This is a genomic window from Paenarthrobacter sp. NPDC091711 (genome assembly GCF_044756605.1).
In the GTDB taxonomy this organism is placed as follows: domain Bacteria; phylum Actinomycetota; class Actinomycetes; order Actinomycetales; family Micrococcaceae; genus Arthrobacter.
The window spans coordinates 36,408-49,920 of the sequence record NZ_JBIVTF010000023.1 but is presented as its reverse complement, the minus strand read 5'-3'; the positions used below and the strand labels follow the sequence as shown (position 1 = coordinate 49,920).

Annotated in this window: 12 protein-coding genes; 8 read left to right on the top strand and 4 right to left on the bottom strand. The window is 61.9% G+C overall.

Features of this window, described 5'->3' with window-relative positions; all coding sequences use genetic code 11:
• Window positions 1–549: 549 nt before the first annotated feature.
• Genes ACIQH5_RS21480 through ACIQH5_RS21455 form a run of 6 tightly spaced genes read left to right on the top strand, consistent with a single transcriptional unit; the run spans window position 550 to window position 8,485 of the window.
• A complete protein-coding gene (locus ACIQH5_RS21480) occupies window positions 550–813 on the top strand; it encodes a hypothetical protein (RefSeq protein WP_400407495.1) in 264 nt (87 codons plus the stop codon).
• Complete coding sequence (gene eccD / locus ACIQH5_RS21475) at window positions 810–2,162, top strand: type VII secretion integral membrane protein EccD (protein ID WP_400407493.1); 1,353 nt, start codon at window positions 810–812, stop codon at window positions 2,160–2,162. The genes ACIQH5_RS21480 and eccD overlap by 4 nt, the downstream gene beginning before the upstream one ends.
• The gene (locus ACIQH5_RS21470; RefSeq protein ID WP_400407491.1) at window positions 2,155–3,210 is read left to right on the top strand and encodes a hypothetical protein; all 1,056 of its coding nucleotides are present in this window, start codon (window positions 2,155–2,157) and stop codon (window positions 3,208–3,210) included. The genes eccD and ACIQH5_RS21470 overlap by 8 nt, the downstream gene beginning before the upstream one ends.
• 4 nt (window positions 3,211–3,214) lie before the next feature.
• Window positions 3,215–7,189: a type VII secretion protein EccCa gene (eccCa, locus tag ACIQH5_RS21465; RefSeq protein WP_400407489.1), complete on the top strand. Its 3,975-nt coding sequence runs from the start codon at window positions 3,215–3,217 to the stop codon at window positions 7,187–7,189.
• Window positions 7,179–7,559, top strand: coding sequence for a hypothetical protein (locus ACIQH5_RS21460; RefSeq protein ID WP_105568158.1), 381 nt, complete (start codon window positions 7,179–7,181; stop codon window positions 7,557–7,559). Before eccCa ends, ACIQH5_RS21460 begins: the two co-directional genes overlap by 11 nt.
• Window positions 7,556–8,485, top strand: coding sequence for a DUF6177 family protein (locus ACIQH5_RS21455; protein ID WP_400407487.1), 930 nt, complete (start codon window positions 7,556–7,558; stop codon window positions 8,483–8,485). The genes ACIQH5_RS21460 and ACIQH5_RS21455 overlap by 4 nt, the downstream gene beginning before the upstream one ends.
• 21 nt (window positions 8,486–8,506) lie before the next feature.
• On the opposite strand, the gene ACIQH5_RS21450 is transcribed toward ACIQH5_RS21455, so the two are convergent.
• From ACIQH5_RS21450 to ACIQH5_RS21435, 4 genes are all read right to left on the bottom strand, one after another.
• Entirely contained in the window at window positions 8,507–9,844 is a 1,338-nt protein-coding gene (locus ACIQH5_RS21450) for a MinD/ParA family protein (RefSeq protein WP_400407485.1), read from the bottom strand.
• Window positions 9,845–9,878: 34 nt separating this feature from the next.
• Window positions 9,879–10,649: a DUF6882 domain-containing protein gene (locus ACIQH5_RS21445; RefSeq protein ID WP_400407483.1), complete on the bottom strand. Its 771-nt coding sequence runs from the start codon at window positions 10,647–10,649 to the stop codon at window positions 9,879–9,881.
• 82 nt (window positions 10,650–10,731) lie between these two features.
• Window positions 10,732–10,950 (bottom strand): hypothetical protein, encoded by a 219-nt coding sequence (locus ACIQH5_RS21440; RefSeq protein WP_400407481.1) that lies wholly within the window; start codon window positions 10,948–10,950, stop codon window positions 10,732–10,734.
• 117 nt (window positions 10,951–11,067) lie between these two features.
• Complete coding sequence (locus ACIQH5_RS21435; protein WP_400407479.1) at window positions 11,068–11,526, bottom strand: MarR family winged helix-turn-helix transcriptional regulator; 459 nt, start codon at window positions 11,524–11,526, stop codon at window positions 11,068–11,070.
• A gap of 139 nt (window positions 11,527–11,665) precedes the next feature.
• Between ACIQH5_RS21435 and ACIQH5_RS21430 the strand changes: the two genes are divergently transcribed.
• Together ACIQH5_RS21430 and ACIQH5_RS21425 are read left to right on the top strand one after the other, a co-directional pair.
• Window positions 11,666–12,619, top strand: a complete 954-nt coding sequence (locus ACIQH5_RS21430; protein WP_400407477.1) for an SDR family NAD(P)-dependent oxidoreductase — start codon at window positions 11,666–11,668, stop codon at window positions 12,617–12,619.
• 2 nt (window positions 12,620–12,621) lie between these two features.
• Entirely contained in the window at window positions 12,622–13,512 is an 891-nt protein-coding gene (locus ACIQH5_RS21425) for an amidohydrolase family protein (protein ID WP_400407475.1), read from the top strand.
• Window position 13,513: the final 1 nt, after the last annotated feature.

Sequence of the window (13,513 nt, the reverse complement as noted above, 5' to 3'; positions counted from 1 at the left end):
CCGGCGGACGAGGGCGCCGAGGTCCTGGTGGGACGCGTCGGTTTGTTTGCTCAGGTTCCCGAGTGTTTCGGCGCCCATGTCAAAGATGGCCATTGATTCCCCCAAAGGTAGATGGTTGTGCTGGAGCACCTTAACAGCATTGCGAACACAACATGTTAAGTCCAGTCGATGCACTAACAAGAAACAAGTGCCTTGTGACGGCTTAGTCACAAACCGGGAAGGTCACCGACGAAGCCCCATGGGGTTCACCCTGCCCCACCAGAGGGGACACCTAGGCCCGGAAGGGCCCGTATAGGTGCCGTTTCGGGCCTGTCTAGGTGCTGAAAACACCAAAAATGAGTGCTCCCGGCGACCGACTAGGTGCCCGGTGCCAAACAACAAGGACCTGACCCTCGTGCAAGTGAGAGTGCCGCAGCCCTTGCACGAGAAGTCCTGGAGCAAACATTGTCATAGGCAGATGCTAGGGTCTGGACCGTATTGAAACCGGCCCATGGAATAGGGTTGATGGCACTATGACGCCGTACAGGAGCCTGATGGGGGAGGCCGCACATGGCTGAAGATTATGATTCCCGGCTGCTTGAGTCCGCCCGGGTAAGGAAGCATAGGCTCGACGATTCTTTGTTGTTTGGGCAGAACCCGCAGGAACGCAACTACAAGACGGCGACCACCCGGCTCATGCAGTCGCTACTGATCGCAGCGCTCATCGCTGCCATCTGTGTTGGTTTCAGTTTTGTCCAGCATTTGCTCAGTGAACAGGCGGCCAAACAGGCAGTGACGTCAGCATCAGCAACTCTCATCGAAGGAACCCCATGAGCATGGCCTTGAGCCGGGTCACCATTATCGCGGCGCACCGGCATCTTGATGTAAGGCTCCCTTCCGATGAGCCCATCGCATCGCTCATGCCGCAAATTTTGAGCCTGATGAACGAGCCCACCAGCACCCGGACAGTCACCGGAGCCAGCACCGCAATCCTTATGTCGTCCGTGCTGACCACCAGCGTGGGCATCACCCTGGAAAGTTCACTGACTTTGCGGCAAGCGGGCATCTCCGATGGCTCCATGCTCTACCTGCGCGACGAACGCGATGTCCCCGCAGCGCCTGATGTTTATGACGTCCCCTCCTTCGCGGCCGAATCAACAGAGCGGCTCCCGGCTTTATGGGCCCGGCAGCTGCGGACTGTTGGCCTTGCGACTGTTGCCGGTTTGTTGATGGCTGCTGCCGGTTCGTCGTTCGTTGTGCTTCTGCGGGGAACCGGGAACAGGGATGCCGCCATGATCGGCATCGCGATTGCTGCAGCGTTGATGTTGCTCGGCGCCACAGCCGGACGCGTACGCTCCGTCCCTGGCGGACTCGCGTTGGTTGCCGCCGGGCTGGCAACCGCCGGCTCCACGGCCTTTATGGTGTCGCCTTTCGCTACCGGGGCTCTTCTCCTGTCCGCCGCCTTGGTCCTGGCCGTGGTTGCCTCGGGCATGGCAACGGGTAAGTACATCCCTTTCCTTTCAAGTGCCGGACTGCTCCTCCTTCTGGGTGGATTGTGGGCAGTGCTGGCCTTGAGCACTCGGGATCAGCCGCTCTCAGCCGGTATCTCGGGAATCGTGGCTATCTTCGCGTTGGGTGTCGCACCCAGGCTGGCCACCGTATTGACTGGCCTTAGCGGTTTGGATGACGATCAGCGCCAAGGTAAGCGGATCACCCGCAGCACAACGCTGGATGCCGTCCACGCAGCACACGCCACTTTGACCGGTTGGACGCTCACTGCAGCATTGGTGGCTGGAGTTGCGGTGGTGGTGGTTGCGACCGCGAAGAACCGGCCGGTGTGGGCGGTCCTGCTTGCGGTGGCGCTGTTGGGCGCCTTGACGTTCAGGGGCCTGGCGTTGCCGCTGCTTGCGCAGCGCGCCGGAGTCTATGTAGCAGCAGCTGGTGCCTGCTGGGGTGCCACGCAGGTCTTTGCCTTGGCAACCAAACAGCCTCTATGGCTTGCTGTTGCAGCAGCGTTGGCAGTTCTCGTGCTGGTGGCCTCTGTAATTAAGGTCAGGGAACAGACGGCCGCCAGGCTGCGAGTCATCGCCTCAAGGCTCGAGCTCCTCTGCGTCCTTGCCACCATTCCCTTGGTTCTGGGACTTTCAGGAGCCTATACACAGCTAGGACAGACTTTTGGGTGAACAACCGCGCTCCGGATTCCCGATTGACGAGACAAGCACGACGCCGGTGGGCGGCTTCCCGGGGATGGGCAGCACCGCGGCACCAGGGCCAGCCGTGACCGGGGCGGGTCCTGCCGCACCAGCAGCCGACACCAAGGCGACAACGCCAGCCCCACCTAAGCTGCCGCCGTCGACCCCTCCTGCCCTTGAGCCGCGCGCCACACGGGTGGCCACATCACGCCGTAAAAGCGGCGATAGTTGGTGGGAACGCGTCCGCTTCGAGGTGACCGATGCAGTGACCTCCGGATCGTTGTCCGAGCGGCTCATCAGGGCAAGCTCAGCCGTTGAAGCCCCCATCACCACAGGGCGGCGCATAGTGGTTTTGGGCACGGCGGGTGGCGTGGCAACCACCACCGTTGCGGCGATGCTGGCAAAACTGCTCGGCAGCATCCGTCAGGAACCCGTCATCGCTATAGACGCCACTGATCACAGTGGAAATTTGATGCGATACCTCGGTGCATCGCAGGTGGCCCCGTTGGCCAAGCTGATGCATCAGTTCCGCACAGAACCCGTGCGGACGCTTCCGGATGCCGTCAAGAACGCAGCAGCCTGCGGCAGTCAGGTCTTCGCGGCGGGCAGGGCTGACGTTCCTGCCTTGGCGGACCAACCGCTCGGCTTACAGGAGTGGACAGATGTGTCATCTACGTTCTCGCGCTTTATGGCGGTAACAATCGTCGACGGCGGCGCCTCGCCTTTGTCCCGACACGCGGCGGCGCTTCTGGAGACTGCGCACGCCGTGGTGCTGGTTGCACCGCCGGGTAACCCGGAGGCCGCAAAACTCGCATCCATTCAAGAGTCCTTGAACAACACTTTCCCGGACGTCCAACAGGTGACCGCGGTGGTCCGTTCCCGCCAGAGTCACGATGCCGCAGTGCGCGACGGCGTGCTGCCCTATGACCGGCACCTGGCCAGTGGCAGCAGCCTTCAACTCAGCCGTCTGGGCTCCCGAACCAGGATCGCCGCCACGGAACTGACCGGCAAGGCCCTGATGGCCGCGAACAGGGCTTGAGCGCATGACCACACGGATCGTCCACCGCCCTGCCAGGACCACACTTCCTGAAAAGACGCCTGAAGCTGCACTGCTGGATGCCCCACCGCAGCTGGCCGGGGGAGCAGGCGGGATGAACCTCCTTGCCCTGGTGCCCATGTTGGGAGCTGCTACGTCGGTGACGGTGATGATGCTTTTCCGGGGCTCGTCTTTGGCCGGCATTGGCGCGATCATGATGGTGGCCACGGTCATTGCTTCGGTTGTGCTCATGTTTTCCCAGCGCGGCAAGGCCACCCGTCAAAGGGCGGCCAAGCGGAGACTGTACATGGACTACCTCAGGCGCCGCCGCTCTGATTTTGAGTCAGAAGAACAGCGTGCACGGTCAGGCGCAAATGCGGCGCATCCGCCGGTGAGCCGCCTGGTGCAAAGCGTGGTCAACCATCCCCACCGGCTCTGGGAACGTCGCAGGACGAGTCCTGACTTCCTGGTCACCCGGTTCGGCACCGGCAGTGTTCCGCGCAGACCCATCACGATTCAGGACAGCGGCGATGCTGTTGAACGTCCTGACGCCTTCATGCTCTCTGAAGCCGAACAGCTTCGCCAACGCTTTGGCAGCAATCCGGACATGCCGCTGACGCTGCCGCTGGCTGCAGTGTCCGACGTATCAATCGTGGGGGACCGGGAAACGGCACTGATGGTCTGCCGCAGCCTGCTCTGCCAGCTTTCTGCCGCACAATCTCCCGAGGATGTGGAGTTGGCGATTGTTGTTGGTGATGATCAGCTGGAGGACTGGGAATGGACCAAATGGCTGCCCCACCTGCAGGAGCGGGGAACCCTGCGAAGGGCGGGTTCATTGGCTGAGCTGGCCGGCCTGCTGGAAGGTTCCATGGGTGCGCGGCTCACGGCGGTGAACAGCGCCGCCCGCAACTTCCAGCAAGTTCCCGCGGATGCCCTTCCTAGGCTGATTATCATTACGGACCTTCCAGGGCAGAACGCCGGGGCGCTCCCTGGAGTGCCTGCTGACCTTCCCCTAACCAAGCTTGCGGTGACCCGGATCCATGTGTTGGCTGAGCAGCAACAAGAGCCGGAACGGGTTGACCTCCGTCTGATGGTCTCGCCCGACGCACTGAGTATGGAAGCTACTGCCACCGGCCAAACCATGCAGGGCGTTGCTGATGACGTGTCTCCGGTGGTTGCTGAATCCGTAGCCAGGGCCTTGGCTCCGCTGCGTCTTTCGGAGTTGTCCCACGAATTCGGCGAGCACAAGTCCTCGCGGAGCTACGCCGAGGCTCTCGGTCTGAGCGATTACACGGCCGAGGCCATGCTCCAGTTGTGGAAGAGCCAACGAGGCTCGGATTTCCTGAGGGTTGCCATCGGAGAAGACGAGGACGGAACACCGGTCCACCTGGATCTAAAGGAACCGGCCCAGCAAGGCATGGGACCGCACGGGCTCTGCGTGGGAGCAACCGGTTCGGGCAAATCCGAACTCCTGCGCACAATAGTCCTGTCGTTGATCGCCACACATTCCCCCGAGGACCTCAGCATGGTCCTGGTGGACTACAAGGGCGGCGCAACGTTCGCCCCCTTCGAGGCCGCCCCTCATGTTTCAGGTTTGGTCACTAACCTGGTCAGCGATGCCAGCCTGGTGGACAGAATCTATTCCAGCCTCGCGGGAGAGGTTAAACGCCGGCAGGAGTTGCTGAAGAACGGTGGCGACTTTGCCCACATCAACGATTACCGGAGCGCCCGGAGCAGGACCCCGGACAACCCGGCCCTTGCTGAGCCGCTGCCCTACTTGTTCGTGTGCATCGACGAGTTCGGGGAGTTGCTCACTGCACGTGCTGACTTCATCGATCTCTTGCTCTCCATCGGCAGGATTGGGCGTTCGATCGGCATCCACCTGCTCTTGGCTTCCCAGAAAGTGGAGCAAGGCATGCTCCGCGGCCTCGATACCTACCTGGCCTACCGGATAGCACTCCACACAAATTCGGAAAGCGAAAGCCGCACCATCATTGATGTCCCCGATGCCTATCACCTGCCCAGCACCCCGGGCCACGGCATCCTCAAAGTAGACACCACCGTGTTCAAGCGATTCCGCGCAGCCTACGTCTCAGGCGCCTTGCCCCTGGCGGAGGACGACGACGTCGATTCAGTGACGGAGTCAGTTCCCGTGCAGACCTTCCGCCTGGCAGAAGAAACCGTCAACGAGGTGCCCGATCCGGTCCTGATAAACAGCGCCATGACGCGGGGCGTTCCCGTAGAAGGCAAACGCCCCTCAAGCCAGGCAGACAGTGCCACCATCCTCTCCGCCGTCGTGGGTTTCGCCGCACAGCAACCGCGATCAACGCCACCGGTGTGGCTTCCTCCCCTGCCGGTTGCTGTGTCCCTGGCGGGAACCGGCGCCTCACTGGACCTCACGTCCACAGGCCCGAGGCTCGGCCAACCGCAATACCTCAGTCCCGCAATCGGGATCCTGGATGACCCGGCCCGGCAGTGGCAAGGACCGTGGCACCTTGATCTCACCGCCCGAGGCGGCAACCTCGCGATCATCGGTGCCCCGCAAAGCGGCAAGTCCACCGCGCTGCGCACCATCGCGGCGTCGCTGGCCTTGAGCCATGGGGTGGAGGACGTCAATATCTACGCGGTGGACCTCCTGGGCAATGCGCTCGCAGGGCTGGCGGCGCTGCCGCATTGCAGTGGGGTGGCCGGCCGTGGCAACAGGGAGCTGCTTCGGAGGACCATTGAGGAGGTTCAAGGCCTGCTGAATGTCCGGCAATCCGTGTTCGATCACCACAAGCTGGATTCACTCCAAGGGATGCGTGCGCTCCGGTCCAGGGGTGGGCTTGGGGAGCTGGCATGCACCGATGCTTTCCTTCTCATCGACGGTTTTGGAAGCCTGACCTCCGAGTTCCCTGAACTGGAGGACTCTGTCCACGACATCATGACCCGCGGCAGCACTCTGGGCGTCCACGTCCTGGTCAGCCTACGGAGCTGGTCCGAGGTACGGATGTCCCGGCAATCACTCTTGGGAACAAGGATTGAGCTGCACCTTGCCGATCCCGCGGATTCACTGGACCGCCGCCTCGCAACAACACTTGGGGCAAACCGTCCGGGACGCGCACTGACCATGGATAAGACCATTGGTCACTTTGCCCTACCGTCGTTGTCCCCAACCCCGGATCGGGACAATGCCGGGCAGGAACTGGCCGAGCTCGGTGGGGTTTTGGGCCAGTACAGCCCGCTGACCGCGCCTCCCGTACGCGTCTTGCCTGCACTGACCCGGCTTTCGCCGGATCACAGTCCGGGCGGCGGCAGCATAGCGCTTGGCATTCGGGAGCACGACGCCGGCATCGAGAACCTTGATCTGTTGGGCACGGACAGGGGAGCCGTGGTGATTGGTGACCCCGAAACCGGCCGGACCAACCTGCTGAGGACTGCGGCCTCACAGCTGATGGCCTCCCACGAACCGGGTCAACTGGCTTTTGCGGTGTTCGATCCTCGCCAACAGCTGCAGGACTTCATCCCTGACGAGTATCTGGGCGAGTATGCCTCCAACGGGCAAAAGGCAGCCCAGCTGGCCGAGTTCGTTGCGGGGCAGGCACGGGACAGGTTAGGGGACGGAAGCAGGGCACCAGTGCGTTCGCCAAAGATCGTGCTCTTGGTGGACGATTACGACATTCTGGCGGCTACCGGAAACCAGCCTCTGCGTGCTTTGGCGAGCTACCTTCCCTCCGGTGCCGACATTGGACTTTTCGCCATGGTCACCAGCAGGACCACCGGCAGCGGCATGATGATGCACGACTCCTTCATTGCCAGTCTCCGGGCCGCCGGCGCACCCGTCATCCTGTTCTCGGGAGACCGCTCAGAAGGAGTGGTCGCCAACGGTGAACGTCCTGTTCCGCTACCGGCGGGCAGGGCAAGAATTCTTCGCACCAGCCGCCCCCCTGTGACCGTCCAGACCTTCCACCACCATCATGAGGTTGTTCACCATGAGCTATGACTTTCACCTGATTTGCGATCAAGACCCTCGCGAAGGTCGCTTTGAGTATGCGTGCGGCGAGTTCGAAAACAAGTTCTTTGTCAACGCAGTGGAGGGCTCCGAGAACCTTGTGGTGAACCTCGCGGGAGAAGATCTGGGGCTCATCAGCGTTCCCGTGAACGTCCCGAATTCTGAAGTGCGCCGGGTCTTTGGTGAGGAGGTAGCCCACCAGCTTGCCGGTGACGCCTGGGTCTCTGAGGTCAACTGCCCTTATGACAAAGACACCGCTGAGGCCGTGCGCGCCTTCCTCATGATCACGGTGATCGGAACCAAAGGACTTCTCATTGATCCGCAGTCCAACGAGGTCATCAACGCGGAGTGGGGAGCATGAGTTCTATACCGTGGGTGCCCGTTCCAACTCCAGCGGCCCGTCCCTGGCTTAGCAGGACGCTGCGCAGGGACCTGCAGCAAGCTGCGGCTGCGTCGGCGGGAAACGGCATTGTCGCCTTTCAGACACGAGCCGATGCGGCCATCACTTACCCGCTGCTGGCATTTCTCAAAGCCGCGGGAATCCCATGGTTTGCGGAAGACCCCAACGGTGAGGTGCGCGACGCCCTGGAGGCGGCCGATGCCGCTCAGTTCAGCGACACCGCTGCGGCGAGCGGCCCGCCTGCGGTGAGTCCCGCCGTCGTGATCCGAGGCAGCGTGCTGCATGCTGCCTCTGGTGACCTGATACTGGGAACTTTTACGTCCAGGATGTTGACAGCGGCCGGGTTCACTCCGGAGTATCTGGGTCCCGCAGAACCGCTTCAGCAGAGGTGGAATGAAGCAGCGCTTACTGCCTGGCTGCGCGAAACCATGCCTTTGGGGATTGCCGTGCTGTCCGGGCAGGGCTTCGCGGGAGTAGTAACGGCCTTCCGCACGGATTCAGGAATGGTGGAGGCGTTCGATGTATTGATGTCAGCCCCTTCCAGCAGTGCTCTTCCCGATCTTGTAACCCTTGAGGCTGCAGCCGTGGAAGCCAATGCACAGGAACTAGCCGTGGAACTACACTTTGGCGCCTCCGGGCTCAGCATCCCCGTCGGCGGGGACGCCATGAGGGTTCCGCAGTTGCTGGTACTGGGGCCATCGCTGCACAGCGGTGTTCCCGAAGCGGTGGAACTGGATCCTGCCGGGGCGGCCGCGGCGCTCCATGGTCACGCCCCCTTCCAGCATCTGGCCGTCCGATACCCCACGGCTTCCACCTGGGATGGTGGAAAAGCCCGCCGCACCCAGGCGCTCATCTTCGGAGCGGCGCAGGGCAAAAGCACTGGGTAAACCCCAGGGCCGGTAGCAGGCCTAGATGTAGCCGTCCACGATCGCGGCGGCTATCTCCTTATAGGCCCTGCGGGTCCCGGCCGAAATCTTGTCCAACGAAATGCGGTCACCATCGGCGACGCCGCGATCGTGCGGGACTGTAATGAGTTGCCGGCAGAAGCCTGCGAGGTGCTCTTCAATGGCACGCTTATTGACCCGGCTGGAAACTTGGTCCTTGTCCGTGACCACCACAATGGCGTTTCTGGCCAGATTCTCATACCCATGGTCGGCAAGCCACTGGAGGGTATTGCGGGCACGCTTGGCACCGCTCACGGCATAGCCGGACGCGATAACCAAGTTGGTGGCTTCCGGGAGCACTCCGGCCATGGCCGGATGTGACACGCCCGTGCCGCAGTCAGTGAGAGTCACCGAGTAGTACTGGGACACCAAGTGTTTGATCTTCAGGTATTCAGCAGCCGTCAGGGCATCGGATAACGCGGGATCCTGCTCGCCTGCCACCAAATGCAGTCTGTTGGCGTGATGCATGTAGTCGGTGAGCATTGTCAGCGACGTGATCTTTTCGATGTCCCGGACAATATCCGTGATGGTGCGCGGCTTGACCTTCTGATAGAGCATTTCGCCGAGTGCGCGTTCGGCCAGGTCCCCGCTATCAGGGTTGGCGTCGATGGCGCACGGGTGGTCGCCGCGGTATTCGGCAAGGATCATGCCCACGCCCACGGTGGTGGAGGTCTTGCCGATTCCGCCCTTGAGGCTGAGGACCGCTGTGTTGAAGCTGCCGGAGAGCGGACGGGCGATCCGGCGTTCCAGCTCGGCCTCGTCCTGGTCCCTGGCGCTGGGGCCAAGGTTCACGAAACCACCCGTAGCCGAATACAGGGCGCCGCGGAAGCCTGTGGTGGGACGTGGCCTGTCCGGCCGGACGAACTGTGTCTCAAGGTGAGTCGAACCGTAGCTTGGGGTTGTCGGAGGAGCCACCACCGAGTCTGCAGGAGCCACCACCGAGTCTGCAGGAGCCACCGCCGAGTCTGCCGGGGTGCTGTCTACGGCACCCGGGAATCCTGTCACCGCTTCGGCGCGACCGTCCGGATGCACGTGGAACTGGCCTTCCTGGCCCTTGACATGGTCTACCGCATCCGCCAGAACCGGAGCTCCGGACGACTTGGCATAGTCAGCAAGCACCGCTATTGCAGCCGAGTAAGGATCAATTCCCTCCGGCGGAGAGATGGCCTCTCCACCTACTGTTACCCTGCCGTCGGCAAACACTTCGACGCGTGTGGCCCCCAGTTCCATCGCTGTACCCTTCGATATTCCGCTACGCATCTTGGTGACGCTCCAACCAGTGATACTAGCCGGGGTAGGCATGGCGGGTCATGTCACGTGTCCCGCCTTGGTACATTCAGGCCGATGGCAAACCGGTCAATGACGCATTCATGGTGGTAAGTCTGTTGTTCTCGTCGAACGCAATAGTGGCCTGGCCGTCGTCGAATGTCACTTCAAGGGTGCCCGGAGACGGCTCGGTGACCGGTGTCTGAAGCCGGAAGCGGGCGTAGCTTTCCACGGCTCGGCGGTGGTCCTCGATCATGCCGGCGGCCACCGCCTCCATGAAGCGCATCTGGAAGGTGAGGGCTGATGGCGGCCCCAGCTCCAGGCTGCCGTGGTTATAGGCGACCACGGCCATGGAGCCCCTGCCGATGTCTGACGTGAAGTGGTTCGCCCGGCCGGTGATCATCTTCACTGCGGTGGCAATCTTGAAGGCCACCAGGGTTGATCCGGCCTTTTCAGCGCTGAGCCTGACTTCCTCATCCGCAAATGCCGGGACGATGCTGGTAAAGGGAACTTCACCATTGGTCAGTTCCACAATGCCGTAGTGCCGGCCGAATGCGACAACCTGGTCAAAGACTTCCTTTTGGGCAGGCGTGGCCGCAACATTCGGATTCGCCCATCCCCATAGGAAACTCTTTGGACCGGGGCCGGACGTTCCCACAAAAGCAGTCTGCAAATGCTGTGAACTTCTCCCGGGAAAGTGGAATTCCACACTGGCGAACTGATCGGCAGTGTGCCAACGCTCGTAGCCCCATTCCTCAAAACGATCGTCCTGCATGTGATGGGTTTCGAGGAAAAGGATGGCACCGTCGTCGACGATGTTTTGGAAGGTCAGCTCAGTCATGGGACCCAGCCTAGACACGGGGCCGGACAGTGAAGCAAGTCAAGGAGGCCGGTTGTTGATAAGTGCCTCTCTGGCGACTTTCCTAGTACCGTCCGCTGGTCCGCGCCATCAAAGCCTGGAGGTCTTCGGCAACCTTGGCTACCTCTCGCTGCCGGGAGGTGCGTGCAGGCTTGGATCCATGTGTGGCTTGGCGAGCCGGCCTGTTGTTAGTGCGGCTTTGGCGGTGGACTTGAGGATCGCGAGCAGGTGCGTCTACGGTGACGGCGCCCTGCATGGGATCGTGGAAAAGAGGGAAGCTCATAGTTTCCGATCCTGACAGAAGCGTCCGGATGCCGGTATGGACAGGTGCATACGTGAGCGGGGCTCTGCTGTGCAGATGTCCATCGGGCGGCCTCAGTCTGAGCCGCCGGCACTCAGCCTAACCCCACAAGGCTTTCTTGAGCAGAGCTCTTAGCTGCGCGTTCTCGTCTTCAGTCAGTGTGGCCAGTTGCGTCCGCTCACACTCCTCGAGTCCGGCCCTCGCTTTGTTGTGGATCCGGCGGCCCTCAGCGGTGGAGACGATGATCTTGGCCCGGCGGTCCTGCTTGCCTTGGGCTCGTTTGACCAGTCCGCGGTGCTCGAGGTCGTCGACCAGGCTGACCACTTGGCTGGGATCCAGGCTGAGGAAATCGGCGAGTTCGCGTTGGGTGGGTTCCAACCCGCTGCAGGCGAGTGTCAGCACGGAGAATGACCGCTCGCGGAGGCCGTAGTCGGCCAGTGCTTTGTTGTTCAGGAGCGAACCTGTGGCGTGCAGTTTGGCCAGCAACAGGCCCACATCGCTGCCGATTTTTGCTGCGGCCAGGCGCGGGGTTTCCACTTCGGTGCTTTGCAGGCCCATGACAACTCCAATAGTAATGAAAAACAATCGTTGACTTTTTCAATGATCCGTATTCTCATTGATCATGACAAGGATCTCACGATGCAGTGGGATCGGCCTCACCGGCTCAGGCCGGTTACTGCATGCGAAGGAGCACGCCATGAGCTTGAACGGCAAGGTTGCAATCGTCACCGGGAGTGGACAGGGTCTTGGACTCGCTTACGCGAGGGAGCTCGCCCGCCAGGGTGCCGCCGTCGTTATTAACGACGTGAACGCCCAGACCGCTGCGGACGCTGTTGCGCTGATCGAGGCCGACGGAGGACGCGCCACCGCTGTGGTGGTCCCGGTGGGCACCACTGACGCCGCGAAGGCCCTGGTTGCAGGTGCTGTGGAAACCTTCGGTCGGCTGGACATCCTGGTCACGAACGCCGGCATCCTGCGCGACAAGAGCCTGCTGAAGATGACCGACGAGGACTTTGACCTGGTCATCAACGTGCACCTTAAAGGGACGTTCACTTGCGTCCGGGAGGCGTTCGCGTACTTCAAGGAGAACGGCATCGCCGGCCGGATCATCACCATTGGTTCGCCGACGGGTCAGCGTGGCAACTTCGGGCAGACTAATTACGCGGCGGCCAAGGCCGGGATCGTAGGCATGGTCCGAACCTGGGCTCTGGAGATGAAGAAGGCCGGCGTGACGGTTAACTCCGTGATTCCGGTGGCCGCCACGGCGATGACCAAGACGGTCCCGTATTTCCAGAAGGCCGTCGAGGCCGATGAGCGTGGCGAGGCAATGCCGTCGTTCTTCCGTCACGACCTCGGTTTTGGAACGGCCGACGACGTCGCCGGGCTGATTGCGTTCCTCGCCTCTGATGCGGCTGCTGACATTACCGGCCAGGCGATCGGCGCCGGTGGTGACCGGTTGCAGGTTTGGACACACCCGACGGCGGCGAGTACCGAGTACCGCGAGGGCGGTTGGAGTTACGAGGCGTTGCAGGAGAACGCTGGATCGCTTTTTGGTACTGAAGCACTGCAGAGTTACGGCGAGGAATTCCTGCCGCTGCCCGCGGAGCTCCAGCCGGAACAGGCCAAACCTGAAGCCGTACAGGCCCGCTGATCATGGCTACCCGTTACGAATTGGGCATCGACGCCGCTGCGTTGGATGCGATCGACATGCATGTCCACCTCGAAGTGGACAGTTGCGGACACGCTTACCTCCCGGAAGCGCTGACGGAGGCCTCGGCGAAGTACTTCAAGTCCGAGGACCGCACGCCATCGCTGGACAGGATCGCGGAGGTGTACCGCGAACTGAACATGGCCGCCGTCGTGTTCACTGTTGACGCCCGCACCCAGCTCAAGCACGAGCCCAACAGCATCCCGGAACTGATCGAGGGCGCTGCCCGGAACAATGATGTGCTGATTCCGTTCGGCAGTGTTGACCCGCGGACGGGGGAGGACGCGATCGCCGGGGCAAAGCATCAAGCTGTTGAGCTCGGCGCCCGCGGTTTCAAGTTCCACCCGTCGCTGCAGGGTTTTGATCCGTCCAACGAGACGTTTTATCCACTGTGGGAAACCCTCCAGGAACTGGGGCTTCCCTGCATTTTCCACACCGGTCAAAACGGCATGGGGGCAGGTCTCCCCGGCGGGTACGGGATCAAGCTTGCCTTCTCCAATCCGCTCCTGCTGGACGCTGTGGCGGCAGATTTCCCGGGCCTGAAGATCATCATGGCCCACCCGTCGGTGCCATGGCAGGACGAGGCGAACTCGATCGCGACGCACAAGTCCAACGTTTTCATTGACCTCTCTGGCTGGTCACCAAAGTACTTCCCGGAATCCTTGGTTCGACTGTCCAATTCAGTGCTGCAGGACAAGGTCCTGTTCGGCACCGACTTCCCGCTGATCACCCCGCAGAAGTGGCTGGGTGCGTTCGCGGACCTGCCGCTGAAGGACGAGGTTCGGCCGAAGATCCTGAAGGACAACGCCGTCCGGCTGCTTGGTCTGGGTGGCTGAG